Below are 25,186 nucleotides of genomic sequence, written 5' to 3'. Positions count from 1 at the left end.
TTTTGGCTTTTTCAGTGCTTGACGGCGATCGGTCATTCTCCTGTCGTGTTGCCTGCGCGATTTGTGTCCACCATGCTCGAACCCGGCAGCGGTTGGGGTATATTGGTGGCCGATTAGCCAGTCTCATTCACTGTGGCCGCGCACGCGGGCCGCTGTTTCAACAAGATGGAGAGTACTCATGAATCGCGATATCACCGCCCAGTTCATCAAGATGCTGACCAATCTGGATCACTGTCTGGCCAAGGCCGAAGCCCACGCCGCGGCGAAGCAATTCAACGTGGATAACTTCTTCGGGGAGCGGCTGATCGTCGATATGCTGCCGCTAGCCAAGCAGGTGTTGATCTGCTGCGATTCGGCCCGTACCGTGGTCGCCACCGCCAGCCACTGCGAGCTGCCAGCCATGGGTGATGAGCCCAAAACCATGGCGGATCTGCGCGCCCATATCAGCAAGACCATCACCTATCTGCAAGGCAAGCTGGACGCGGACTACAGCCAGTACGCCAGCGGCCGTTACGTGCCCCACTGGGCGGGCGGCAAGGGGATGGATGGCCATACCTGCGTCCATGAGTACGGCATTCCCAACTTCTACTTCCACCTCACCATGGCCTACGCCCTGCTGCGCCGCGCCGGGGTCGATCTCGGCAAGCGCGACTATCTGGGCGGGCTCAACCTGCAATAAGCGCCGCTCGCCACAGGCGGCAAACAGATAGCAAAAGCCTGCCACGCGGCAGGCTTTTTTATATCGGATGGCACTGGGCTGATGCGCAGAAGGGCTGCGCTCTAGAAGGGGCCGTTGCTCTCGCGCAGCTTGTCGGGCAGGCCGTCGTGATCCCCTAGCTCGCGCTCGGGCACATCATCCCAGTGCAGCTTGCCAAGGGTGATGTTGCGCTCGGGGTGAACGGCGTAGTGGATGCGGTTGTCCTCCCGATCGGTATCGCCGATACAGAGCAGGCGGACAGTCTCTTCGGTGTTGTTGATAAAGGCGTGGGACAGCCCGTCACCGGCCTTGAAGCCGACCGAGTCGCCCGGTTGCAGCCGATAGAGCACGCCATCGAGCCAGACATCCGGCGTCCCTTCCAGCACGTGAACAAACTCGTCTTCGGTCTTTTCGGCATGGGGCCAGCTGGTGCGGTGGCCGGGTTCGACAATCTCGTGGTGAATGCCGATGCGGCTAAAGCCGAAGTGCTTGCCGAGGGCACAGCCGCGAGAAAGGGGCTCCTGACTGCCGGAGTAGTAGCGCGGCGTCTGCTCTTGCAGCTCGCTCCAGTGTTTGATGCAGGGGTGGCGATTCATAGCGGTTCCTTTTCCATGAGGATGCAGTCACGGGAAGGGTCATCCTGACTGTCAGAATGCGGGGAGAAAAGCAGAAATTTTCTGGTCAGATGAGCCCCTCTGACGAGGGGCTCAACAAGCAGGAATTACTTGGCCTTGACGCAAGGCAAGGGAGGAAGCTCACCCTGTGCAGCCGGGCGGGTCATCTGGTAGTTGCCAGCAAGATCCCGATAGACACGGGTGTTCCACACCTCTCCGTTGTCGAGCTGGAACTCGATGTCGTAGTTGACCCCGGAGACCACCTGGCTGCGCACCTCGCGGATGCTCTGCAGTTTGGCGGCCGTGTTCATGCGAGCCAGCACGCTGGCCAGCGCAGCCTCTCCTTCAGCATTGGGCAACGGCTGACTCTGCCAGCCACCCGCCATCGGTACACACTCAGGCGTGGGTGACGAGGTGCTGCAGGCACTCAACAGGCCAGCAACAAGGATGGGTAACAACACGCGTTTCATATCATTTTCTCCTGCCTGCAAAATGACCACCTTATCAACATCTTGCCATTATTGCAGCCAAAAGGCTCCCGCTGCGCCCCGCTTGGACGCACCAATCGATCAGCGCCCCAGATTGTCCGCCAGCTGTTTGGCGCGGCTGGCCGCCCACTGGTCGATCATCTTCTCCATCTCCTCGGCGGTGATGGGCTCATCCTTGTGGGTGGTATCCGTACTCTCGCGGGCATCCATCACACGCACCAGCAGCTTGCCGCTCTGGGAGTCGAGCAGCTGGGCCATGCTGCCCACCTTGAGCAGATAGGGCTCCTTGCCGATCACTTCGCGGGTGACGTTGATGGCGATCTTGGCTGGCAGCAGGTCACGCAGCTTGGGATCGGGGCGGGTCAGGTCGAAGTTGGTGACGGCGGCCTGGATCCGCATGACTTTCGGGCCGGGGACGGTGGCGATCTTGACGCCCTGCTTGATCAGCTCGCTCTGGAACTTGTCGTGATAGTAGCGGCCAATCTGGTTCTGGTCGTTGGCGGTCAGCAGATACCACTGGCCATTCTCCTGCCGGATAAACTGCAGCGGATCGAGCATTACCTCGTTGTACTGGCGCAGATCAACACCGGGCTCCTTGTATACCCGCTGGTTGGGATTGCTCTCGCTCGGCTGGAAGGCGCTGAAGGGAACAGTTTGCAGTGACTGCAAGCTGTAGGAGACTTTTGACGGCGCAGCCACCCAGAAGGGCTGCAGCCACGGCAACCATCACGACCTTGTTCATATTTGCTCCTGCATTTTATTGATTGTTTTTGCTGTGGATGTCGCCACACATGGCTGGAAATCCCGTGCTGGAAGCCGCCAATGTCACAGAGAAATAACCTATTCGCCACCTTCCCACAAGGGACAGATCAGGATTGTTCAGCTCACATCCAAGTTGTCACAATTGCGGTACTTTTGTACAGGGTCATCCAGGGTGCGAGCGGCGATCTGGCGAGGGTTCGGTTGTTTAATCCGGCTAAATGAAGCTGTGGCAGGCGTTCTGCTTTTTCAAACGATACAGGTCAGCAAGCGGTGTGAGTTGAACGGGGAAATGCATCAGAACACACGATGACCGATCACCAGCCATCCTGCACAAACGGGCCTGCCGCTGGGCACTCGGCAGGCCCACTCATCAGTTATCGAGATCCCGGGGACGCTGCTTGACCGTCAGGCCACCAGCTCGGCGCCCATGCTCACCAGAATGGAGAGGCTGACCACCGCAAACAGCACGCCGGTCACCAGATTGAGTGGCCGCTGCACCCGCAGCAGCAGGCGCTGGGCACGATCGGTGGAGAGGCTCCATGCCAGCAACCCGAACCAGCAGAGGGAGATGATGAAGAGCTCGCCCACCAGCAGACTGCGGGTCATCCCGTCCACCTCTGGCGTCACCATGGCGGCCAGCAGACCGATAAAGAACACCAGCGCCTTGGGGTTAAGCAGGTTGGTGGCAAGGCCAGTGCGCACGCCCCTACCCCAGCCGCGCAGCTCGTTGGCGGCGCTCTGCATCACGGTGCTGCTCTGCTGGCGAGCCGCCATCAGGGCGCCCCACCCCAACCAGCCCAGATAGAGGGCACCGCAGCACTTGATCACCATAAACAGCAGCGGGTGACTGGCGATCAACATGCTGATCCCGGTCAGGCTCAGGGTGGCATGCACCATGATCGCCAGCGAGATGCCCAGCGCCGCGCCAAGGGCGGTCGGCCGGTGCAGGCTGGTGCGCAGGATCAGGGCGAAATCGGGGCCGGGGCTGGCCAGTGCAATCAGGTGCATCAGGCCGAGGGTCACGAACAGACTGGTCAGCATAACAACTCTCGCTTTAACGACGGAGGGCCAGCATGGCGGATCAGCGGGGGGCGCGGCTTGTAAAAGATTGCATCTGGGCACGAAATTCGGCGGGTGTCAGACCGAATGCCTGGCGAAAGCCGTGGTGGAAGTGACTCTGATCGAAGAAGCCGACCGCCAGCGCCACCTCGCTCACCGCCATCCCGCTCGCCAGCAGCCGTTTGCCCTGCTCCAGCCGCAGCCGTTTCAGCCAGGCGTAGGGGGTCATACCGCTGCGCTTCTTGAACTGGCGCAGGAAGGCGAAACGGTCAAGCCCGAGCAGCCCCGCCAGCTCTTCCAGCGAGTGGGGCTCGTCGAGGGCGGCCATCAAGTAGTCGCGCAGAAATCGCAACTGGGGATCCGCCAGCTGGTGTTCTTCGGGGGCCAGATGCAGCAGCTCCCCCAACAGGGCGAGCAGCTGCCCCTCGATCAGCAGGCCATCGGCCTTGGGGTTATCGAGATAGCCGTGGAGCTGGGCAAAGCCCTGATAGAGGTCGGGGCGGCTCTGCAATCCCTTGTCAAAGAAGGGTTCCGGCTGCTCCGGCAGCCAGAGCGCCAGCTGCTGGGGATCGATGGCAAAGACACGCACTTCGTACCCTTCCGGCAGCAGGCTGAGGCCGTCGTGCACCTCGTCCGGGTTGACGGTAGAGAGCACCCCGCGCACCAGATGGTGGCTGTTCCCCTTGTGGATAAACTTCTGGCCACCCCGCTGCACCAGCCCGATATGGTAGTCGAGATGGACATGGCGGCCATAGCTGAACGCCCTGTGGTGGGAGTGCGACAGCTCGATCCCCGGCAGGTGCGGGGATTGCCAGTAGCGGATGAGGGAATCGGTGGTATTCATGGGTTATAGATACACCGCAAACAAGCTGAAAGCTTGTAGATTATTGCATTCCGGCTATGCCCTTGCCGCTGACGCAATGGCCACCAGCGATGACCGGCAACCACAACCCGCTGATTGAGCTACGGATAAAGCAAAGGGAGGCATTACGCCCCCCTTCGACTGATCACACGACCCAGTTACTTGGGTTGCAACTTCATCTCCTTCAAATACTCCTGCACCTGCTGCTTGTAGTCCGCCTGATAGGAGAACTTGGTGCTGTCGCTCGCCGCAATCAGGTTCACTGCGGTACAAAACAGGGTAGCGGCCAGCAACCCCTTACCAACCCACTGGGGATGGTTGCGGCTCCAGCTAACCAGCAACAGCAGGATCGGGAACAGGGCATAGGGGAAGATCAGCATCAGGTGCCAATAGTTGAAGATGATGGGCGAGAGCGCCGCACTCACCAGCACAGCCAATATGGCCGCCAGCGCATAGAGGCCGAGCCAGCTCGTGCCGTCCACTGATGCACGGTCGCTGCGCAGCAGACGCGGCTTGAGTTCGCGCCACAGCTGCCAGTTGGCCTTGGCCGCCAGCAGCACAGTCGCCGAGCCTACCCCGTAAATCACCACCCGCCAAAGCCAGACTGCCGCCATCTGCAAATATTCATGACCCGCCAGCCAGATGAACTGGGTGTCGTTGACCAGCTTGCTGGCAAACAGCCAGGAGCCGTAACGCAGCCAGTAGAGCACTGATTTCAGCACCGGATAGACATGCACCAGTCCCCAGCCGATATAGCGTTGACGCGCTTCGGGATCGACGTTTTGGGTGATATGGCTGTTGCTCATCACCTCCATGGCGTAGGGGATCAGCGAGGCACCGATCAGCAGGACAGCCACCACCACCCCACTCCAGCTCACCTTGAGAATGCGGCGCCAGAAGAGGTAGGTGGAGATCACCGCCAGCAGCGGCCAGGAGTAGTGCAGCTGCATCGCCATGCCGATGGCCAGCAGATGAACGATGGTGTGCCAAAAGGAGGCCCGCTCGCGCATATGCCAGGCCGACCAGCAGTGCATGGCCGAGAAGAGGAACAGATAGGAGGGGTTGTAGAGCAGACTCTCGTACTGAAACCAGGGGTTGAGCCAGCAGAGCACCAGAAACAGCAACCGCGCATTGTCCTTCGATACGGGGTCAACAAACACCTGGCGGATCACCGCATCAAACAGCAGGAACCCGACCAGCCGCATCGCCAGCAGCAGTACCATGGGGGCATAGGGAGAGTCCCACAGCAGCAGCGGCCCACCAATCAGCCAGGCCGACAAGCTCCCCGGCACATTGCCCACCGCACTCGCCGCATTGCCATAGCTGAGCCAGATCCCCTCATAAGCCCCAAGGTAACCCTTGTAGAGCATCTGGGTCTGGTCGCCGGTGAGGAGCTGATTAACAGAAAACAACCAGGAGAGCAGCAGCCCGGCAAATATACAGGCCACGAATAATGCGTTATGGTAGCGCCCACTAAGACCAATCATTGATCCACACCTATTGAAAAAATTGCTAACGACTTTAACAGTTACCACCTGATTTTGCTCGTTTACGATTCACATTTTTAGTAGATTTACCAGTCAGTTATGAGACCCGCGGAGCAGTTATGACCCCACCAGTTAAAAAGTTTTTATTCATTGTTGAGGACTTGTATGGTGGAGGTGCGGAAAAGGTTCTGCTCAATACCGCATCATTGCTAAAAGATGCCGGTGCCGATGTAACCTTATTTACCTTGCGGGAAAAAATAGATCATACGTTGCCCGACAATATTCATCCTATCAATCTTGGCATTGTCACAAAACTGACCAAAGCCATATCCAATATAGCGATTGAAAAAATACAAGCGTCGCTGATCCTGAAAAGAATCAAAGAGATTTCACCTGACGTCATCATCTCATGCTCATGTGATAAAATTACCAGACACCTGCCTGAAACACTGAATGTTTATTACTGGATCCACGGTAATGTCACCGGTTTTGCCAAAAAAAATCCCAAAGGATATGAAAAATTCAAGCGCTTTTATAATGGCAAGAAACTGATCTGCGTATCTCGTGGCATCGCGGACGACATTTTGCAAAATGTAAAAGCTACACCCAAATCGTGTCAGGTTATCTACAATCCGTTTGATATCGAGAAAATTCAGGCGTTGGCCAATGAGCCTTTCAGCAAGCCATTCGACAAGTATTTTATCCATGTTGGCACCTTCGAAGAGCGAAAACGCCACGATCGTCTCTTGCAGGCATATCAGCTAAGCGGCGTTGCTACGCCACTCGTCCTGATGGGCAAAGGGGAGCGGCGTCCTCACATTGAAGCCATGATCGAGGAGATGAACCTTACCAACAAGGTGAAAATCATCGATTTTCAGAAGAACCCCTATCCCTATATCAAGGCTGCCCAAGCGCTTATCCTGACATCAGATGCAGAAGGGCTGCCAACAGTGCTTATTGAAGGACTCATCTGCCACACCCCGGTAATCAGCGTGGATTGCCCGTCTGGGCCAGCAGAGATATTGACGAAACCACTCGATAAATTTCTAATCCCGATGGAAGATATCAGTGAACTGGCCATGGCAATTACAAGTGTTGATCGAATAAGAATTTCCATTGATTCAAACTGTTATAAACCATTTTCTAGTGAAAGTGTGACCGAACAGTTTATATCTTTATGAGAAAGAGTTGGGGAAAACCCCAACTCTCTATAGATAATCAGCCACCCATTTGTTAAATACTATTTTAAATTCAGCAACGTTTATAAAATCTACGTCTTGTTGTGCAGACCTGGTTTCTGCGTAGATAACACTTGAGCGAGGATTATTTGGATGCCACTCCACATTTTCTGGCATCCCGAAATTATCATTGTAAATACCAAGAACAGGTTTATTCAAACCTGTTGCAATATGCACTGTTGCTGTATCCACAGACACCATACCGGCACAATGCCTTGTCTGTGCAAAGAGTGCAGCCAGAGATGGTTTCTCATGATCACTAACAACCCTGGTTGGGTCACAAACATGAGATAAAACTCGTTCAACGTCCCTCTCACGCCCAGGTGGATACAAAAGACAAATGTTGTAATTTGATGAATCAAGCATTGTGTTAATTAACGTTATAATTTTTTCAACACTGAAACAACGGGATGTCCCACTGCCATATGGATTGAAACACAATGTTTTATTACTTGGCCACCAAGAGCCTACCCTGTCCTCAGCCCCCTGACACGAAGGTACTATATAACTGGTATCAGGGTTAGCAATCCCCATATGCTCCAGCAGCACCTTAAATTTCTTAGCGAAGTGCATCCCTGCTGTTTTCTGGCCCAACTTGATATTAATACAGTCAAGCTCATCATCGAGTCCTGCTACATTTTTGCTCCCAACTTTGGAGATGAAATAAAGGTCTTTCATCTTCATTTTTTGGCTAAAATGCACAAGATAATCTACCCCCCCAATTTCATTGGCTAATTTTTTGAGCTCCATATAGCCAGCCCTCTTGGGTATTTCAAAGACGCAATCAAAGTTAAAAAAATCTCTAAACAATGGCGCCATTTCAGAGCTGGTAATGACATAGACTTTTCGATCCGGAAATTTATTTTTAATCTCCCTTGCCACCCAGGAAGAGACGATTGCATCACCAAGCTTAGCATCCCACCTAACAAAAACAGTGGCACCATGTGATGACGATCTCACTGATGAATGACGATCAAAAAGTAAAATACCCAGCTTGCGGCGAAGGACGTCCCTCCAGAATTGAAAGGTTTTAATCACAGCAATCACCTCCATCACTCTATATGCTGACCATAATTTCTGTCATCAATCGTCGATTGGAATAGTCCAACATCCAGACAGCACGGCTCCACACCAGCGGCACTCAATTTATTCCACTGCAAGCGGCCAGTAAGATAATCCGCAGGCATTCTAACTGGGTAAGCATGCTGTAAAAGTTGACGAGCACCATTCAAGGATAAAATATATCCCGCTGTGGATATAATACCTCTATTTGATTTTTTACTAGGCCGACAATAGCTTGCCAAGCGGTATCCCTCTGGCAGCCTTCGCGTCCAAGGCCATTTTTTTGCCTTCCCATGATGGATAAATATTATATCCGAAGCCATTTTCTCTAACGCCGCATCAATGATACTTTTGAAATGCATATGGAGATATATATCATCTTCTAATACAATGGCTTTTTCAATTTTCTTACTCACCATCATCTCATATAATTTAATATGGCTTAGTGCACAACCGACCTCCCCCAAGCTTAGTGAATGGCCACAAAGTTGCTCTGCCAAATTTATATCAACATTAGCCAGTTCCGCATCGGTTAGCTGTTTTCCATCTACAGCATCCCAAAATGTAAAAGACAATCCTAAGTGAGCCATTTGCTTTTCAATAGCTGAGCGCCGATCATGGCTGCGTAATAAACTAATAACAAAAATAGGAATCATCTAACACCTCTATTATCTTGATTCTGGAGCCAGATAAATAACAACCCCAATGCGTAGAGAAATAGTGTGTTCTGATGCTCAAAAGGAACATCGCTCAGACCATTGATAGCGAAAGAGAGCGGCAGTAAAAAACCAACAGATGTCACGCCCCAACGCTGCACCGCCCACCACATTGGCCATCCCAAGAACAGTAAAATCACGCTAAAGCCAACGGCACCACGAATGATCAAGTTTTGCATATATTGATTGTGGGAATGGGCTAGGGCAGGATGTAGTAACAAAGGAGAGCTGACACCGGATGCAACCAAAGCTTGTTTCGTTACATCAAATCCATCAGTACCAACCCCTAACACGGGGGCAGTTAGAAAACCTTGCCATGCCCCCTGCCATGCAACCAGACGTAGCCCCCAAGAGGTTCCATAAACCCCCTTCTCTGCATTGCTCATATCGGAAATACTGGCCTGAACACGCTCTTGCAACACTGAGCTTTGGTTGTAAAAAACTGCACCACCTCCCAATATTAGAAGAAAAAACAAAATATATTTGAGCGGTTTCTCCATCGCCTTCACAAACAAAATCAAACCAACAATTGCGATAAATGCAAGCCAAACACCGCGGCTCTGAGAAGCATAAAGACCGTAAAGTGCCATCAAGACAGATAACAAAGTCCCCACCTTCTCCCATCTGGTAATAGACGTCTCTTTGTATACCCCACAAGCCAACAGTGCAATCACTAAACTTGCCTGTGAAAACAGTATCGCATTGGTAAACCCCTCCACCCTATAGATACCATGGTGCTGTTGCCACAGACTGATACAGCCCAAACCAATCCCACCAACCATAATGGCATATCGACTAACTTTTAGAACGATTTCTTTTCTAGGTACCAAAAGCCCGAACAAGACGACATAGACCAGACTACGCATCACACCATATTGGTCACCATGAATGAGGCGGTTGATAAAAATAAAGGCTGCATATCCAAGAAAGAGCCAAAGAATGCGACGATCATGTAGCCCAATATCCCAGCTCTTCCCGATGACAAGATTAACGATACCGACCAAAATCGAGATAACCAACATATTGGCAAGAATAGTCTTACCATCTGGTAGCAAAAAAAGCCCACAAAATGTAAATGCCAACGTGGCAGAAAAAAGCGCTGTGGTCAGGCGATCAAAAAAGACCTGAATAACTGGCGGCATAAATCACTTCCTAAATACATAATTCCCACGGATCTTGCGCCACAGCCCGAACACATCGGTACGGGGGAAGATGGCGATCCGGCGGATCTGGAAAGGGTCCTGGTGCATTGCTTTGGGGCCGCTATTGGTAGCGACGGCAAAACGATACCCGGCGGCGATAGCCTGCTCCTTGGCACTCTCGTTCATATCTCCGTAAGGGTAGGCAAACGAGAGCAGCGGATGACCCAGCAGGGCCTCCAGTTGGCGTTTATTCTCCTGAATTTCATGGGCTTGTTGTTCGGGTGTGAGCTTGCTCAAGCGGGGGTGAGTAAGGGTATGACCACCAATCTCCACATGACCGCTGGCGGCCAGCTCCTTGACCTGCTCACCACTCATCAATGAGACCTTGGTATCCGGATTGGTCGGATGCTCCACATCCCAACGGTTATAACCTTCGCCGGTGACCACGTACACCACAGCTTTGTAACCATATTTTTCCAGCAGTGGCAGCATGCGGGTCAGGTTGTCCTGATAGCCGTCATCGGCGGTGATCATCAGGTAGTTCTTGCCGTATTGCAGACGGTGGATAAAGCCTTTATCCGCCAGATCACGGAAAGTCAGGGTTTCGTAGCCGAGCCACTTCATCAGTCGCAGATGCTTCTCGAACATGGTGATCGGCATCCAGGTACCGTGCACCCCTTTCTCGCTATCCTGCTCGATAAAGCGGTGGTACATGATGATGGGCATCTCCCGGCGCAGGGTTTCGACTACGGCATCCTGATAGATGGTTTCGAGGCCGGATACTACCCCCTGCAAGCCATACTCATCCTGAATGCGTTGGCGAATGGCTTCCGGCACCGTCTTGCTGGCGAGGGCGGATTCGATTTCGCCCTTCAGGGCCACAAAATCGATGGCCAGATCCTTGGGGCCGATATCGCCAAAATTACTCGCCAGAGCATCATCCAGATTCTGTTCGGTTACCAGACCAACTGCCTTGGCTTCACCAATGGCAAAGGCGGGCCGACCACAGAGCAGTGCTTCCATCGCTACCCGACCGGCACCAATTACCAGGTCGCAGCCAGCCAGCAGAGCGGGCACATCATCGACATAACCGACAAACTCGGCGCGACCTTCGAAACGGGCAAAGCGCTCCGGTACCTTGGTACCACTGACAATCCGCACCTTGCAGGCATCCAGATCGAGTACCTCGTCGAGCAGACGGTAACAGAGCTCCCCTTTGGGGCCGCTCAAACGGCCGATGATGGCGATCACCGGCTTGGGATTGTCCGGCACAGCCACAGGCTGGAATTTGTCGGTTTCGATACCGTTGCGCAGCACCTGCACGATCGCGGGATCGACCCCCAGATTGTCGACAATCTGATGGGCAATATCCTCACAAACGGCAACCGCCCTAAGCCCAAGTGCATGGAACGCCTTGCGCGAGGCATGCACCGGCTGGCGACCATGCACCGTGGTGATCATCGGGGTGCCAGTCAGCTTGCAGGCCACATAACTGCTCCAGCCTGAGGCGCGGGAGTGAGCATGCACCAACTGAATATGATGCTTCTTGATGAGATAGATGAGGTAGAAGACGTGCCAGAAGCGGCGCAGAATGCTGCGCTTGTTGAATCTCAGCTTGAAGACAGGGCCAAGGGTCGGCTTGGTCAGGGTATCCGACACATAAAAGACGTTGTGACCACGCAGGGTCAGTTCGTTACCGACCGTGGTGGCATAGACCTCAGCCCCCGTTACCTCGAGCTGGGAGAGTGCCATCAATATATTCACCCTACACCTCCGTTAACAAGATTCGAATTAACGACACAGCTGGAAGAAAGTTTGCCCTCCCCATCTAATAATTGCTCGATCTGCCTCATACTCTCCGAGAGATTGAAAATCTTGGCTCGTTCCTTCGATAAGGAACTATATGTAGATAGCATTTTTTTATTTTCAATCATTTTGCGTATTGCCAGTGCAAGCGCATTTGCATCCCCGACAGGAACGAGAACACCATATTTTCCGCCATCGAGAGCTTCATTAGGTCCAGTACAATTTGTTGATACAATGGCCTTCCCCAACGCCATCGCTTCTACGAGTACAACCGGGTAACCTTCATAGAGTGAGGACATAACGAATAGATCGCTATCAGCGAGATATGGATATGGATTTTCCTTGAACCCAAGTAATTTTGTACTATCACCAATATTATTAATATTGACAAATGACTCTAACTGAGCTCTATCATCACCTTCCCCCAATATAGTAAGGTGATATTTAGCCCCAGCATCAATATTTATCTTATGAGCAGCCAGCAAGATATCGAATCCTTTTTGGGCATTGCATAGCCGTCCAATAGCTATAACCTTTGTTTGCCCTTTACTCGTAATAGGCTCATGACTTTTCTGCATTACGCCTTCGATATCAACAGGATTATAAACCACTTGAGTATATGGCTTAACTTCAGGATACAATTTCAATAATGCATGTTGTGCACCTTTAGAGACACAGACAATGTTATCCATTTCTTTATAAACGGTACGTTCAACTTTTCTGGAAAGAATCTGATGGCATAACAAGTCTATATGGACCCATGCGATTTTTCGAACAATAGAATTCAGGTGAGATAACAACAGAGAGCTATTCCCTTCCAAAAAAGCGATACCAACATCATATCGTTCATTAAATACAGAATTTGCTACCCATTTGTTCTTTATAACAAAGTTCCACCAACGTTTTTTAATAGAGAAAAAAATTCCACGCTGAAAGAAACCAGATGGTTCGGTCGGCAACAGAAATTCTACTTTTACATTTTTCGGAACTTGAGATAAATATACACCCTCACACCTTAATAACAGCAGCGTAATAGCGTATTTGCTAAAATCCAAACGTTTAAGCGTTTCAATAAGGACCTTTTCGGCGCCTCCCCCGCCTAATGTTTCCATTATAAATAAAACTTTTTTCTTCATGCTCACCACATAGAAAATAACGAAAAAGCCGCCTCATTGGCGGCCATTTCGCAAAAGCGAATAGTCAGGCCCGGTTGAGCCAGGCCATATAATCCGCCACCCCTTCGGCAACGGTTTTGAACTCGGCGTCATAACCCACGCTGCGCAGCTTGGTCATGTCTGCCTGGGTGAAGCTCTGGTAGCGGCCCTTGAGGTGATCCGGGAAGGGAATGTACTCAATAGAACCCTTCTGATGATGTTTGATCACCGCTTCGGCCACGTTCTGGAACGGCTCGGCACGGCCGGTACCGCAGTTGAAGATGCCGGAGTGCTGCGGGTTCTGCCAGAACCAGAGGTTTACCTTGCAGACATCGTCGATATAGATGAAGTCACGCATCTGGCCACCGTTCGGGAAGCCGTCACAGCCTTCGAACAGCTTGGGATTCTCGCCCTTCTTCACCTGGGTATTGAGGTGGAAGGCGACGGAAGCCATGGAGCCTTTGTGCTGCTCGCGCGGGCCGTAGACGTTGAAGTACTTGAGGCCAACGACCTGAGAGTTGATCTCCGGCATCCAGCGGCGCACGTACTGGTCAAACAGCTGCTTGGAGTAGCCGTAGACGTTGAGCGGCTGTTCGAACTTGGGATCTTCAATAAAGTTGTCGTTGCGGCCACCGTAAGTGGCGGCAGAGGAGGCGTAAATGAACGGGATTTCGCGCTCGATGCAGTAGTGGAACAGATCCTTGGAGTACTCGTAGTTGACCTCCATGATGAACTTGCCGTTCCATTCGGTGGTGGCAGAGCAGGCGCCTTCGTGGAAGATCACCTCGATGCCGTTGTCCCACTCTTCAAACTCGTCGCCGGAGACGATGCGCGCCTGAAACTCGTCTTTGTCCATGTAGTCAGCGATGGTCAGATCGACCAGGTTGACGAACTTGGTGCCGTCGGTCAGGTCATCAATGACCACGATATCGGTCCGTCCTTGAGCGTTCAGCTGCTTGACCAGATTGCTGCCGATAAAGCCAGCACCGCCAGTTACTACGATCATGGAGTTTGCCTCTCGTACGTTGATGGCTACATGTGACTGCTTGTTAAAGCTGTGTATAGTGAGCCAATTTGAAATTGCCGAAAAGTTTATCACGGGCCGTCCGGGGATTCGACCTTGTTCAAAACTGCCCCGGGCGGAACCTGTTGGAGGAATGAGTGATGAAAACCAGAGACAGGATCATTCACAGCGCGACCGAGCTGTTCAACGATCAGGGTGAACGCAGCATCACCACCAACCATATTGCGGCACACATGGGTATCAGCCCGGGCAACCTCTACTACCACTTCCGCAATAAAGAAGACATCATCCACTCCATCTTCGACCAATATGCCCGCCACCTGAGCGAAAGCTTCGTCCCGACCCGTAACCGTGAAATCACCCTGCAGGATCTGATGGGCTATCTCGATGCCATCTTCTATCTGATGTGGCAGTTCCGCTTCTTCTACGCCAATCTGCCGGACATTCTCAGTCGCGATGAACCGCTGCAACAGAAGTACCTCAAAACCCAGGAGCAGATGCGCTCCTCCGTGGTCACCCTGCTCAGAAGCCTGCGCGAAGGGGGCATTATCGATGTCAGCGATGAAGATCTGCCGGATCTGGGCCAGACCATCAAGATGGTGGTGACCTGCTGGATCCCGTTCCAGATAGCCCAGGCACCCAACACCCGCATCACCAAACCGCTGCTCTATCAGGGGGTGTTAAAGGTGCTGTTCCTGCTACGCCCGTATATCCAGCAAGGGGTTGCGCTGCAGATCCGCCAACTGGAACAACACTACCGCCAACTGGCCCAACCCGCCGGGTGAGATCTGTTTCACATTTGTTGAATATCAGCACAATCATTTGAATTTAGCGCAACAGATTGCAGTAAAATGTCGCCCTCTGTTGATACGCAGCTGAAATAGCCAATAAGGATCGAGGATGTCTAACGGATTCTATCGTCACCTGACCGAGCAACTGAACCAGGTGCAAGCGGAAGGGTTGTACAAGCAGGAGCGCATCATCACCTCCGCCCAACAGGCCAGCATCGCCGTCGGCGGTGAGCAGGTACTGAACTTCTGCGCCAACAACTATCTGGGATTGGCCAACCACCCGGATCTGATCGCTGCCGCCCATCAGGGGCTCGACAGCCACGGCTTCGGCATGGCCTCGGTGCGCTTTATCTGCGGTACCCAGGACCAGCACAAAGCGCTGGAGCAGAAGATGTCTGCCTTCCTCGGCACCGAGGACACTATCCTCTACTCCTCCTGTTTTGATGCCAACGGCGGCCTGTTCGAGACCCTGTTCGGCGCCGAAGATGCCATCATCTCCGATGCCCTCAACCACGCCTCCATCATCGACGGCGTGCGGCTGTGCAAGGCGAAGCGCTATCGCTACGCCAACAACGACATGGCCGAGCTGGAAGCCCAGCTAAAGCAGGCTGACGCCGATGGCGCCCGCTTCAAGCTGATCGCCACCGACGGTGTCTTCTCCATGGATGGGGTCATCGCCGACCTCAAATCCATCTGCGATCTGGCGGACAAATACGATGCGCTGGTGATGGTGGATGACTCCCACGCCGTCGGCTTTATCGGTGAAAATGGTCGTGGCACCCACGAATATTGTGGCGTGCTGGATCGGGTCGACATCATCACCGGCACCCTGGGCAAGGCGCTCGGCGGCGCGTCCGGTGGCTATACCTCCGGCAAGAAAGAGGTGATCGACTGGCTGCGTCAGCGCTCCCGCCCCTACCTCTTCTCCAACTCGCTGGCCCCCTCCATCGTTGCCGCCACCATCAAGGTGATCGACATGCTGGCGGAAGGTCATGACCTGCGCGCCCGCCTGAAAGAGAACAGCCAATACTTCCGCGAGCGGATGAGTGCCGCCGGCTTCACTCTGGCAGGCGCCGACCACGCCATCATTCCGGTGATGTTGGGGGATGCCAAGCTCGCCTCCGAAATGGCGAGCCGCATGCTGGCAGCCGGCATCTATGTGGTGGGCTTCTCCTTCCCGGTCGTGCCCAAGGGTCAGGCGCGCATTCGCACCCAGATGTCTGCCGCCCATACCCGCGAGCAACTGGACAAGGCGATCGACGCCTTTATCCACATCGGCCGTGAACTCGGCGTTATCTGATTTGAATCAAGGGGCCGGCGCCCCTTTTTTCTGCATTCATATTGAAGGAGCAGCCATGAAAGCACTCGCCAAACTGCACAAAGAGGTCGGCATCTGGATGACGGATGTGCCGGCCCCCGAGCTCGGCCACAACGACCTGCTGATCAAGATCCGCAAAACCGCCATCTGCGGCACCGATATCCACATCTACAACTGGGATGAGTGGTCCCAGCAGACCATTCCGGTACCCATGGTGGTCGGCCACGAATATGTCGGCGAAGTGGTCGCCATCGGTCAGGAGGTGCGCGGCTTCACCATCGGCGATCGGGTCTCCGGTGAAGGTCACATCACCTGCGGTCACTGCCGCAACTGCCGTGCTGGCCGCACTCATCTGTGCCGCAACACCATTGGTGTTGGTGTCAATCGCCCGGGTGCCTTTGCCGAGTATCTGGTGATCCCCGCTTTCAACGCCTTCAAGCTGCCAGACAACATCCCGGACGATCTGGCCGCCATCTTCGACCCGTTCGGCAATGCGGTGCACACTGCTCTCTCCTTCGATCTGGTGGGTGAAGATGTGCTCATCACCGGCGCAGGCCCTATCGGCATCATGGCTGCGGCCGTCTGCCGTCACGTGGGTGCCCGCCATGTGGTGATCACCGACGTCAACGAATACCGGCTGGAGCTGGCCCGCAAGATGGGCGCCACTCGCGCGGTCAACGTAGCCAAGGAGAAACTCTCCGACGTGATGAGCGAGCTGGGCATGACCGAAGGGTTCGACGTAGGGCTGGAGATGTCCGGCGTCCCGAGCGCCTTCCAGGAGATGCTCGACAAGATGAACCACGGCGGCAAAATCGCCATGCTTGGCATCCCCCCCTCCACCATGGCCATCGACTGGAACAAGGTGATCTTCAAGGGGCTGTTTATCAAAGGGATCTATGGCCGCGAGATGTTCGAAACCTGGTACAAAATGGCCAGCCTGATCCAGTCAGGGCTGGATCTCTCCCCCATCATCACCCACAGATTCCACATCGACGAATTCCAGCAGGGCTTCGATGCGATGCGCTCCGGCCACTCCGGCAAGGTGGTCCTGAGCTGGGATAAATAACCCATTTCACCCCTTGGTTACCCGAAACCCGGCAAATGCCGGGTTTCTTTTTATCTCCACCACCCAAATTGCCGTGATATCGGCCAAAACTTTGTACGCAGAGTGTTTAACACTTCACACACAAGCGTTTAAATGGCTGTAACTATTCGGTTATAATCCCGTCGTTTACATGGATAATAAAAGACTGCTGGGAGTATATGAGCGTGTTGAAAAAACTGAGCTATTTGCTGGCTGTCGGGATGACGGCCGCCAGCTTGTCTGGGGCAGTACTTGCTGCCAACGATATGTCACCGGAAGCTATTGCCGAGCGGATTAAACCGGTTGGCCAGGTCTATACCGCCAAGGACCTGGAAGGCATTGTAGGGGCAAGCACCGCACCTGCCGCCACCGCTCCTTCTGGCCCACGAGATGGTGAAACCGTCTATAAAGGTGCTTGCTTCGCCTGTCACGACACCGGCGCGGCTGGCGCCCCCAAACACGATGACAAAACCGCATGGGAGCCTCGTATCGCTCAAGGCTTTGACACACTCAGGAAACATGCCATCGAAGGCTTTACCGGCCAGTTTGGCATGATGCCTCCCCGTGGCACTTGTGCAAACTGTAGTGATGAAGAGATAGAAAACGCCATTCATTACATGATCGACAAGCTGTAAGTGTTTGAAAGGGCCGCAATTGCGGCCCTTTCAATCTATCGGCTTCCGACTACTCTTGTAAGGTAGACATATCGGGAGTTGCTCATGTCATCCCCAACTATCGAACCCCACTACTCAACTCCTTTGTTGGCGTTGGTCTCAGCCATTATGGACTTCCCTGCGCCACAAATTGCCGCGTCTGACGATTACGACGCCCTGATCCAGCAGATTGACCAACTCTGCCCGCTGCAACACTTCGCCATGCTGGGCCTCTCCGACACTGGGCTTAATTGGGTATATGCCCACCAGATCAGCGGCACTTTCCAACAGCAACTCGGACGAGAACAGGCTCGCATCACCGAACAACTGACCCAGTTGGATGAGGCTGAAGGGTGGTGCGTCTTCCCCATCGAGCATGGTCAGGTGCAGTGGTTGCTAGCTCGCGGTGAGCCCTCCGATCTACCGACCCTGCGCCTGCTGCTGGAGTGTCTGGCCAAGCGACTGACTGAAACCCAAGCGGGCTCCCATCTCACTGAGCTGCCATCGCCCCTGATCCGTAAAGACCCGAACTGGAAAAAGAAGATAGAGAGCATTAGCCGCATCATGCGGCTGGCCAACACACTACCCAGTCAGGCGCTCTTTTCCCAGCTGGAAGCGGTGCTACGTCAGATGCTTACCATCGAGGATATGCTGTTGGTCAGAATCAATAAGCATAAGCTGGAGAAGATCTATCCTGCACACCCCCATCAAGGAGACGAGTTCATCTGCGGCCTGTGTCACAGCACCAGCAATATCGAAGTAAACAAAGAGTCGCTCCATTGGCACAGCATGCCGCTACGCTTGCAGCAGCAATATTTTGCCCACTTCATCATCAGTACAACCGACCCGTTGGAAACAGACGACAAGCTGTTTCTCGACTTCCTGCGTGGTCAGCTCACCCTGCTGCTGGAGCTGAAACGGATCCGCCAGCAGCTCAACGACATTAACACCGAGGACTCCATCAACCAGCGGCTGCAACAGCTGCGTCAGACCAACCTCAGGTTGCAAAAGCAGCTCAAGCAGCATCAGGAACTGGAGCGGCGGCTGCAATTCGATGCGCTGCACGACCCGCTGACCCAGCTGCCCAACCGCGCACTGCTGATGAATCACCTCACCCACGCCATGACCCACTACAACCGCTACAAATCACCAGGATTTGCGGTGATTTTTATCGATGTGGATCACTTCAAGCAGATCAACGACACCTTGGGCCACAGTGCTGGCGATCAGCTGCTCAAGGAGGTGAGCCGCCGCCTGCAGACCTGCATCCGGCAAAACGATCTGGTAGCCAGACTTGGGGGCGACGAATTTGTCATCTATCTGGACAGCAGCAAGAGCGACGATGACATCAGCCCGGTGCTCAACCGCATTATCAGCCGTCTCTCCTACCCGTTCCGGCTGCTCGGTAACGAACTGAGCATTACCGTCAGCTTGGGGGTATCGAGCGTCTCCGAGCAGACCACAGATATCAGCCAACTGCTCCATCAGGCTGATCTGGCCATGTATCAGGCCAAGCGCAATGGGCGCAGCCGCATCGTCAGCTACTCGGATGATTGCATCAACCAGAACTGGAATTCGCCGGAAGAGATGCTGGCCAGAGCCCTGCGGGAAGGGCGTATCGTCCCCTATTTCCAGCCGGTAATCCGGCTACAGGACAGCCGCCTGACCGGACTGGAGGTGATGGCTCGCTGGCTGACCGAGGAGGGCATTCTCAAGGATGCACTCGACTTTATTCCACTGGCAGAGCAGTGTGGTCTGATACTGGAGCTGGATTACCAGATCCTGCGCCACACCTGTCAGCAGCTGAAGAACTGGCTGCCACTCTCCGGGCAGAGCAAATTCAAAGTCGCCATCAATCTGTCGGGCAAGCATCTGGTCAACCATGACCATATCATGCGATTGATGGGGATCATCGAGGATGAGGGGGTCGCCCCCGGCTATCTGATTTTTGAATTCAACGAGCGGGAGCTGTCGCGGCAAGACTCTGATGCGCTGGCATCCCTGCATGAGCTGAGGGCCAAGGGTATCCAGATCAGCCTCGATGATTTCGGGACCGGCTTCTCCTCCCTCAACGCCCTGTTCCACTTCCCGGTGGATTACATCAAGGTGGATGACAGCTTTACCCAGCGGATGCTGCAGTCACCGAAAGATTTGGCGCTGATCCGCGCCATGCGGGATATCTGTCAGGATCTCGATTACACCCTGGTGGTGGAAGGGATCGAAAACCAGCAGCAGTTGCAGAAGCTGATAGATATCGGCTGCCGGATGGGGCAAGGGCGCTATATCTCACCGCCCATGCCGGGAGCAGACATCATTCCGCTGCTCTCCCCCGGCAACACAACCTTCTAATCTTTCTTGAACAGTGCCCGCAGATTGGCCACCGCCATCTGTCCCTTCTGCTGGCGCTCCTCGGCAGTCACCTTCTTCTGGTTTTCCCATTCAAGGTCATCCTGCGGCAACTCCAGCAGGAAGCGGCTCGGTTCTGGCCGTACCGACTCGCCAAACTGGCGCCGCTCCTTGCAGAGGGTAAAGGTCAGTTCGGTCTGGGCCCGAGTGATGCCCACGTAGGCGAGACGCCGCTCCTCCTCTACGTTGTCCTCGTCGATGCTGGTCTGGTGGGGCAGCAAGCCCTCCTCCATCCCCACCATATAGACATAGGGAAACTCCAACCCCTTGGAGGCATGCAGGGTCATCAACTGCACCTGATCGGCGTCGTCCTCCCCCTCGTTGCGCTCCATCATGTCACGCAGGGTGAAGCTGGCGACCACTTCAGGCAAAGTCATTGGGTCATCCAGCTCATTCCCTTCTAGCTTCTCAACAAGCCAGCCATAAAGAGTAGCCACGTTCTTCATTCGCATCTCGGCCGCTTTCGGGCTTGGGGATGTATCTCGAAGCCACTCTTCGTAACGGCTTTCCTTGATCATGTCCCGCACCGCCTCCACCGGGTTGCCCCGCAGCGCCTGATCGCCAAGGCGTACCAACCAGTTGGTGAAGGCCTGCAGGGCGACGAGGCCACGGCCGGAGAGGTGCTGCTCCAGCCCCAGTTCGAAGCTGGCGGCAAACAGGCTCTTGCCCCGCTGATTGGCATACTGACCCAGTTTTTCGAGGGTAGTAGGGCCAATCTCCCGGCGCGGCAGGTTGACCACCCGCAGGAAGGCGGTGTCCTCGTCCGGGTTCACCAGCAGCTTGAGATAGGCCATGATGTCCTTGATCTCGGTGCGGGAGAAGAACGAGGTGCCACCGGAGATACGGTAAGGAATGCGGTTGGTCATCAGCGCCTTTTCGAAGATGCGCGACTGATGGTTGCCCCGATAGAGGATGGCGTAATCCTTGAACCGGGTGCGGTTCATAAACTTGTGGCCCATCATCTCGGCGGCGATCCGCTCCGCTTCGTGCTCCTCGTTCTTGGCGAACAGCACCTTGAGCTTTACCCCTTCATCCAACTCGGAGAAGAGCGCCTTGTCATAGACGTGGGGGTTGTTGGCGATCAGGATGTTGGCGCACTTGAGGATACGCCGCTTGGAGCGGTAGTTCTGCTCCAGCTTGATGAGCCGCAGGTTCGGAAAGTCTTCGCTCAGCAGCACCAGATTCTGCGGCTTGGCACCGCGCCAGGAGTAGATGGACTGGTCATCATCACCCACCACGGTAAAACGTGCCCGCTCGCCGACGATCTGCTTCACCAGCTCGTATTGGCTGGTGTTGGTGTCTTGATACTCATCGACCAGCAGATAGCGGATCTTGTTCTGCCAGCGCTCGCGAACCTCCTGATTGCTCTTGAGCAGCAGGGTCGGCATCACGATGAGGTCGTCAAAATCCAGCGCGTTATAAGCAACCATCTGGCGGTGATAACGTTCGTAGAGCTGGGCCATCAACACCTCTTCCGGCCCACGGGCGATACGCATGGCGCGGGCTGGCAGGATAAGGTCATTCTTCCAGTTGGAGATCTGGCTGATAAGGGCCGAGAGTTTGTCCTTGTCGTTATCGAGCTCCTCTTCGGTGAGCTCCTTGAGCAGCGCCAGCTGATCGGTGTCATCGAACAGGGAGAAGTTGGCCTTGAGATTCAGGCTCTTGTGCTCACGACGAATAATATCGAGACCCAGGGTATGGAAGGTGGAGACCATCAGCCCTCGCGCCTCCTTGCGGCCCAGGGTCTGGCCGACCCGCTCCTTCATCTCCCGCGCCGCCTTGTTGGTAAAGGTGACCGCAGCGATATTGCGCGCGTTGTAGCCACACTGCTGTACCAGATAGGCAATCTTGTTGGTAATGACGCGGGTCTTGCCCGATCCGGCACCCGCCAGCACCAGGCAAGGGCCGGAGACATACTTGACCGCTTCGTTCTGATTGGGGTTGAGCTTCATGGGCCGGATCTCTTGGCTTATGATGAGGGCCGGCATTGTACCAGAAATCACCCGATGAGCCGTACCTGCTGCACGGCAGGCAACTGCCCATCGGGCTTATCGCGCCTTGTGTTCGGGCGCTATTTTCAGGATCATGACCGACCTTTCGAGATAATGACTTTTTCCAGATGATGAGGGGAGCATGAATCAGCAACAGCATGACCAACTGCGCAGCCAGTTTCCGGCCTTGGCGCAGGAGGTAAACGGCCACCCTCTGGTCTATCTGGACAACGCCGCCACCACCCAGAAACCGCAAGCGGTGCTGGATGCCATCGCTCACTACTATCGGGCCGACAACGCCAATGTACACCGTGCCGCCCACGCCCTGAGCGGCCGTGCCACCCGCGCCTTCGAAGCTGCCCGCGAAACAGCCACCCGTTTTATCAATGCGCCCCGCAGCCATGAGGTGATCTGGACCCGCGGCACCACGGAGGCGATCAATCTGGTGGCCCAGAGCTGGGGAATGTGCGAGCTCAAGGCGGGGGACGAAATCATCCTCAGCACCCTGGAGCACCACGCCAACATAGTCCCGTGGCAGCTGGTCGCCCAGCGCACCGGCGCGGTGATCCGGGTCATCCCACTCGATGAGCGGGGCGATCTCGATCTGGCCGCCTATCATGCCATGCTGGGGCCACGCACCCGGCTGGTGAGCGTGGCACATGTCTCCAATGCCCTCGGTACCGTCAATCCGGTCGCCCGGATAGTGGCTGCCGCCAAAGCGGTTGGCGCCGTGACGCTGATCGACGGCGCCCAGGCGGTGGCTCATCTCGAGGTGGATGTGCAGGCCATCGGTTGCGACTTCTACGCCTTCTCCGGCCACAAGCTCTATGGCCCGACCGGCATCGGCGTGTTGTGGGGCCGAACCGAGTTATTGGAGCGGATGCCGCCCTGGCAAGCCGGTGGCGAGATGATCGATCGGGTCAGTTTCAGCGGCACTACCTTCAATACCCTGCCCTTCAAGTTCGAGGCAGGCACTCCCCATATCGCTGGCGCTATCGGCCTGGCTGCCGCCATCGACTTTGTGATGGGGCAAGACCGGCAATCGCTCGACAACCATGAACAGGCACTGACCGACTATCTGGTCGCAGGTCTGCAACAGGTGCCGGGGCTGCGTCTGATCGGCGAACCCAATCAGCGCGCCGGTGCTGTCTCCTTCCTGATAGACGGCATCCACCCGCAAGATGCCGCCACCCTGCTCGATATGCAGGGGATCGCCCTGCGAGTCGGCCATCACTGCGCCATGCCACTGATGGAATCCCTCGGGCTCGGCGGCACCATGCGCGCCTCACTGGCCTGCTACAACAATCGGGATGATGTCGACGCCCTGTTAGCCGCCCTGCACAAACTCAGTGACTTCTTCTAAGGCAGACAACCTAATGAGTGATCTCGCAAGCTATACCCAGATTGGCCTTGAGCCCAACGCCGACAGCATCCGCCAGCAGTTTGCCGCCGCTCACGGCTGGGAGAACCAGTATCGGCTCATCATCCAGCTCGGCAAGCAGCTGCCAGCGCTACCCGCCGAATGGCAGCAGGAGGCGTTCCGCCTCAAGGGGTGTGAAAGCCAGGCTTGGCTGAAGGGAGAACAAAGCGAGGATGGCTGCTGGCACTTTGCCTGTGATTCCGATGCTCGCATCGTGCGTGGCCTCATCGTCATCGTGCTGGCGGCACTCAACCACCAATCGTCTGCGGCGATCCAGGCCTTTAATATGGAAGGCTATTTCACCGAACTGGGACTTGAGAAACACTTGAGCCCGTCACGGGGTAACGGGCTCAGAGCGATCGTGCTGGCGATCCGGGAGCAGGCAGTCTAACCCGCTTTGTACAGAGGTCGATTAGGCTTCGCCATTCAACCCTGCTTCTTTCTCGGCGCGTGTACCCCGCTCGGCAATCTTCTTCAATACTCGGGATGCGGCAACCAGTCCAAAAGTGGCCGTCACCGGCGTCACGGCGCCAAAGCCGGAGGCGCAATCCATCTTCATGGTGCCATCGCTGGCTGCCTTGGCCTGACAGGTGCCACCATTGCCATCCGGATAACTCAGCTGCTCGGTTGAGAAGACACACTCCACCCCGAATTTGCGCGCCGGATTCTTGCTGAAGTTGTGCAACCGGCGCAGGTCGGAGCGAACCTTGGCCGCCAACGGGTCCTGAATGGTCTTGGCCAGATCGGCCACGGTGATTTGAGTCGGGTCCATCTGCCCGCCGGCACCACCCGCGACGATCACCGGGATCTTGTTGCGCTTGCAGAAGGCAATCAGCGCCACCTTGGCCTTGACCGAGTCGATGGCGTCCACCACATAGTCAAACTCCCGCTTGATATGCTCGGCCAGGTTGTCGGCGGTAACGAAATCGTCCACCTCGATCACCTCGCAATCCGGATTGATAGCACGAATACGCTCGGCCATCACCTCAGTCTTGAGGCGACCAACAGTGCCCTGCATGGCGTGGATCTGGCGATTGGTGTTGGTAATACAGATATCATCCATGTCGATCAGGGTGATCTGGTTGATACCGGCACGGGCCAGCGCCTCGGCCGCCCAGGAGCCCACGCCACCGATCCCCACCACACAGACCTTGGCCTGGCTAAAGGAACGCAGTGCGCTCTGACCATAAAGACGGGCAATGCCCCCGAATCGCTGTAGATATTCTGCTTTCATACCACCACCTTGCTTGAGGGCGGCCATTATAGCGACAACCACCGCCAGCGGCGATGCAGAACCGGAGAAAATAGGAGAGGAAAAACAGAGAAAACGGCAGGAAAGAGGGAGTAAAAGGTCAATTATCAGGCGATTCGCTGATTTTCAGCCAATAAAAAACCCCGCTCGAGTGAGCGGG

At 54.9% G+C, this 25,186-nt stretch carries 22 protein-coding genes and 1 pseudogene; 9 read left to right on the top strand and 14 right to left on the bottom strand.

What is annotated here, in order from left to right; translation table 11 throughout:
* The first annotated feature begins 178 nt into the window (after positions 1-178).
* On the top strand, positions 179-679 hold the full coding sequence (locus BN1117_RS04080; protein WP_040095030.1) for a DUF1993 domain-containing protein: 501 nt from the start codon (positions 179-181) through the stop codon (positions 677-679).
* A gap of 101 nt (positions 680-780) precedes the next feature.
* On the opposite strand, the gene BN1117_RS04075 is transcribed toward BN1117_RS04080, so the two are convergent.
* From BN1117_RS04075 to BN1117_RS04050, 6 genes and pseudogenes are all read right to left on the bottom strand, one after another.
* Positions 781-1,293: a cupin domain-containing protein gene (locus BN1117_RS04075; RefSeq protein ID WP_040095029.1), complete on the bottom strand. Its 513-nt coding sequence runs from the start codon at positions 1,291-1,293 to the stop codon at positions 781-783.
* 125 nt (positions 1,294-1,418) lie between these two features.
* Positions 1,419-1,781, bottom strand: coding sequence for a cystatin domain-containing protein (locus tag BN1117_RS04070; RefSeq protein WP_040095027.1), 363 nt, complete (start codon positions 1,779-1,781; stop codon positions 1,419-1,421).
* A gap of 99 nt (positions 1,782-1,880) precedes the next feature.
* A pseudogene (locus BN1117_RS04065) lies at positions 1,881-2,541 on the bottom strand (DUF3313 domain-containing protein).
* A 425-nt stretch (positions 2,542-2,966) separates the two neighbouring features.
* Entirely contained in the window at positions 2,967-3,602 is a 636-nt protein-coding gene (locus BN1117_RS04060) for a LysE family translocator (RefSeq protein WP_040095023.1), read from the bottom strand.
* Positions 3,603-3,642: 40 nt separating this feature from the next.
* Complete coding sequence (locus BN1117_RS04055) at positions 3,643-4,464, bottom strand: helix-turn-helix transcriptional regulator (RefSeq protein WP_040095022.1); 822 nt, start codon at positions 4,462-4,464, stop codon at positions 3,643-3,645.
* Positions 4,465-4,640: 176 nt separating this feature from the next.
* Positions 4,641-5,852 (bottom strand): 3-deoxy-D-manno-octulosonic acid transferase, encoded by a 1,212-nt coding sequence (locus BN1117_RS04050; protein WP_082032546.1) that lies wholly within the window; start codon positions 5,850-5,852, stop codon positions 4,641-4,643.
* A gap of 236 nt (positions 5,853-6,088) precedes the next feature.
* Between BN1117_RS04050 and BN1117_RS04045 the strand changes: the two genes are divergently transcribed.
* Positions 6,089-7,150: a glycosyltransferase gene (locus BN1117_RS04045; protein ID WP_040095018.1), complete on the top strand. Its 1,062-nt coding sequence runs from the start codon at positions 6,089-6,091 to the stop codon at positions 7,148-7,150.
* 27 nt (positions 7,151-7,177) lie between these two features.
* Here BN1117_RS04045 and BN1117_RS04040 read toward each other — a convergent pair whose 3' ends face one another.
* The 6 genes from BN1117_RS04040 to rfaD form a co-directional block, all read right to left on the bottom strand.
* Positions 7,178-8,254: a glycosyltransferase family 9 protein gene (locus BN1117_RS04040; RefSeq protein WP_244463508.1), complete on the bottom strand. Its 1,077-nt coding sequence runs from the start codon at positions 8,252-8,254 to the stop codon at positions 7,178-7,180.
* A 5-nt stretch (positions 8,255-8,259) separates the two neighbouring features.
* Complete coding sequence (locus BN1117_RS04035) at positions 8,260-8,925, bottom strand: glycosyltransferase family 25 protein (protein WP_040095016.1); 666 nt, start codon at positions 8,923-8,925, stop codon at positions 8,260-8,262.
* Positions 8,922-10,127 carry an O-antigen ligase family protein gene (locus BN1117_RS04030; RefSeq protein ID WP_040095015.1) on the bottom strand — a complete coding sequence of 402 codons (1,206 nt, stop codon included), beginning with the start codon at positions 10,125-10,127 and terminating at the stop codon, positions 8,922-8,924. The genes BN1117_RS04035 and BN1117_RS04030 overlap by 4 nt, the downstream gene beginning before the upstream one ends.
* Before the next feature lie 3 nt (positions 10,128-10,130).
* Positions 10,131-11,891, bottom strand: coding sequence for a bifunctional glycosyltransferase family 4 protein/polysaccharide deacetylase (locus BN1117_RS04025; RefSeq protein WP_040095013.1), 1,761 nt, complete (start codon positions 11,889-11,891; stop codon positions 10,131-10,133).
* Positions 11,888-13,069: a glycosyltransferase gene (locus tag BN1117_RS04020; RefSeq protein ID WP_040095012.1), complete on the bottom strand. Its 1,182-nt coding sequence runs from the start codon at positions 13,067-13,069 to the stop codon at positions 11,888-11,890. The genes BN1117_RS04025 and BN1117_RS04020 overlap by 4 nt, the downstream gene beginning before the upstream one ends.
* A gap of 64 nt (positions 13,070-13,133) precedes the next feature.
* A complete protein-coding gene (gene rfaD, locus BN1117_RS04015) occupies positions 13,134-14,093 on the bottom strand; it encodes an ADP-glyceromanno-heptose 6-epimerase (protein ID WP_040095010.1) in 960 nt (319 codons plus the stop codon).
* Between the two features lie 158 nt (positions 14,094-14,251).
* Between rfaD and BN1117_RS04010 the strand changes: the two genes are divergently transcribed.
* The 5 genes from BN1117_RS04010 to BN1117_RS03990 all read left to right on the top strand — a co-directional run bounded on the left by BN1117_RS04010 (position 14,252) and on the right by BN1117_RS03990 (position 20,306).
* Positions 14,252-14,896: a TetR/AcrR family transcriptional regulator gene (locus tag BN1117_RS04010; protein WP_040095008.1), complete on the top strand. Its 645-nt coding sequence runs from the start codon at positions 14,252-14,254 to the stop codon at positions 14,894-14,896.
* A 115-nt stretch (positions 14,897-15,011) separates the two neighbouring features.
* The gene (locus BN1117_RS04005) at positions 15,012-16,202 is read left to right on the top strand and encodes a glycine C-acetyltransferase (protein ID WP_040095006.1); all 1,191 of its coding nucleotides are present in this window, start codon (positions 15,012-15,014) and stop codon (positions 16,200-16,202) included.
* A gap of 55 nt (positions 16,203-16,257) precedes the next feature.
* Entirely contained in the window at positions 16,258-17,286 is a 1,029-nt protein-coding gene (gene tdh / locus BN1117_RS04000; RefSeq protein ID WP_040095004.1) for an L-threonine 3-dehydrogenase, read from the top strand.
* A gap of 197 nt (positions 17,287-17,483) precedes the next feature.
* Positions 17,484-17,939 carry a c-type cytochrome gene (locus BN1117_RS03995; RefSeq protein ID WP_040095002.1) on the top strand — a complete coding sequence of 152 codons (456 nt, stop codon included), beginning with the start codon at positions 17,484-17,486 and terminating at the stop codon, positions 17,937-17,939.
* 84 nt (positions 17,940-18,023) lie between these two features.
* Complete coding sequence (locus BN1117_RS03990) at positions 18,024-20,306, top strand: putative bifunctional diguanylate cyclase/phosphodiesterase (protein WP_040095001.1); 2,283 nt, start codon at positions 18,024-18,026, stop codon at positions 20,304-20,306.
* Here the strand turns inward: BN1117_RS03990 and rep are convergent.
* Positions 20,303-22,315 (bottom strand): DNA helicase Rep, encoded by a 2,013-nt coding sequence (rep, locus tag BN1117_RS03985; protein ID WP_040094999.1) that lies wholly within the window; start codon positions 22,313-22,315, stop codon positions 20,303-20,305. The genes BN1117_RS03990 and rep overlap by 4 nt on opposite strands.
* Positions 22,316-22,496: 181 nt before the next feature.
* Between rep and BN1117_RS03980 the strand changes: the two genes are divergently transcribed.
* Together BN1117_RS03980 and BN1117_RS03975 are read left to right on the top strand one after the other, a co-directional pair.
* The gene (locus BN1117_RS03980; protein ID WP_040094997.1) at positions 22,497-23,717 is read left to right on the top strand and encodes a SufS family cysteine desulfurase; all 1,221 of its coding nucleotides are present in this window, start codon (positions 22,497-22,499) and stop codon (positions 23,715-23,717) included.
* A 13-nt stretch (positions 23,718-23,730) separates the two neighbouring features.
* Positions 23,731-24,165 carry a SufE family protein gene (locus BN1117_RS03975; protein WP_040094995.1) on the top strand — a complete coding sequence of 145 codons (435 nt, stop codon included), beginning with the start codon at positions 23,731-23,733 and terminating at the stop codon, positions 24,163-24,165.
* Between the two features lie 21 nt (positions 24,166-24,186).
* On the opposite strand, the gene tcdA is transcribed toward BN1117_RS03975, so the two are convergent.
* Positions 24,187-25,008, bottom strand: coding sequence for a tRNA cyclic N6-threonylcarbamoyladenosine(37) synthase TcdA (gene tcdA / locus BN1117_RS03970; RefSeq protein WP_040094994.1), 822 nt, complete (start codon positions 25,006-25,008; stop codon positions 24,187-24,189).
* Positions 25,009-25,186: the final 178 nt, after the last annotated feature.

Origin of the sequence: Aeromonas australiensis, from assembly GCF_000819725.1 — a bacterium.
In the GTDB taxonomy this organism is placed as follows: domain Bacteria; phylum Pseudomonadota; class Gammaproteobacteria; order Enterobacterales; family Aeromonadaceae; genus Aeromonas; species Aeromonas australiensis.
This window is presented reverse-complemented; position numbering and strand designations above follow the sequence as displayed.

Coding starts and splice junctions, on each gene's coding strand:
- BN1117_RS04055 (WP_040095022.1), bottom strand. CDS start 4,464: ATGAATACCACCGATTCCCTCATCCGCTACTGGCAATCCCCGCACCTG.
- BN1117_RS04020 (WP_040095012.1), bottom strand. CDS start 13,069: ATGAAGAAAAAAGTTTTATTTATAATGGAAACATTAGGCGGGGGAGGC.
- BN1117_RS04080 (WP_040095030.1), top strand. CDS start 179: ATGAATCGCGATATCACCGCCCAGTTCATCAAGATGCTGACCAATCTG.
- BN1117_RS04075 (WP_040095029.1), bottom strand. CDS start 1,293: ATGAATCGCCACCCCTGCATCAAACACTGGAGCGAGCTGCAAGAGCAG.
- BN1117_RS03975 (WP_040094995.1), top strand. CDS start 23,731: ATGAGTGATCTCGCAAGCTATACCCAGATTGGCCTTGAGCCCAACGCC.
- tdh (WP_040095004.1), top strand. CDS start 16,258: ATGAAAGCACTCGCCAAACTGCACAAAGAGGTCGGCATCTGGATGACG.
- BN1117_RS03995 (WP_040095002.1), top strand. CDS start 17,484: ATGAGCGTGTTGAAAAAACTGAGCTATTTGCTGGCTGTCGGGATGACG.
- BN1117_RS04030 (WP_040095015.1), bottom strand. CDS start 10,127: ATGCCGCCAGTTATTCAGGTCTTTTTTGATCGCCTGACCACAGCGCTT.
- BN1117_RS03980 (WP_040094997.1), top strand. CDS start 22,497: ATGAATCAGCAACAGCATGACCAACTGCGCAGCCAGTTTCCGGCCTTG.
- BN1117_RS04010 (WP_040095008.1), top strand. CDS start 14,252: ATGAAAACCAGAGACAGGATCATTCACAGCGCGACCGAGCTGTTCAAC.
- BN1117_RS04060 (WP_040095023.1), bottom strand. CDS start 3,602: ATGCTGACCAGTCTGTTCGTGACCCTCGGCCTGATGCACCTGATTGCA.
- BN1117_RS04050 (WP_082032546.1), bottom strand. CDS start 5,852: ATGCTCTACAAGGGTTACCTTGGGGCTTATGAGGGGATCTGGCTCAGC.
- BN1117_RS04045 (WP_040095018.1), top strand. CDS start 6,089: ATGACCCCACCAGTTAAAAAGTTTTTATTCATTGTTGAGGACTTGTAT.
- rep (WP_040094999.1), bottom strand. CDS start 22,315: ATGAAGCTCAACCCCAATCAGAACGAAGCGGTCAAGTATGTCTCCGGC.
- tcdA (WP_040094994.1), bottom strand. CDS start 25,008: ATGAAAGCAGAATATCTACAGCGATTCGGGGGCATTGCCCGTCTTTAT.
- rfaD (WP_040095010.1), bottom strand. CDS start 14,093: ATGATCGTAGTAACTGGCGGTGCTGGCTTTATCGGCAGCAATCTGGTC.
- BN1117_RS04005 (WP_040095006.1), top strand. CDS start 15,012: ATGTCTAACGGATTCTATCGTCACCTGACCGAGCAACTGAACCAGGTG.
- BN1117_RS04035 (WP_040095016.1), bottom strand. CDS start 8,925: ATGATTCCTATTTTTGTTATTAGTTTATTACGCAGCCATGATCGGCGC.
- BN1117_RS03990 (WP_040095001.1), top strand. CDS start 18,024: ATGTCATCCCCAACTATCGAACCCCACTACTCAACTCCTTTGTTGGCG.
- BN1117_RS04070 (WP_040095027.1), bottom strand. CDS start 1,781: ATGAAACGCGTGTTGTTACCCATCCTTGTTGCTGGCCTGTTGAGTGCC.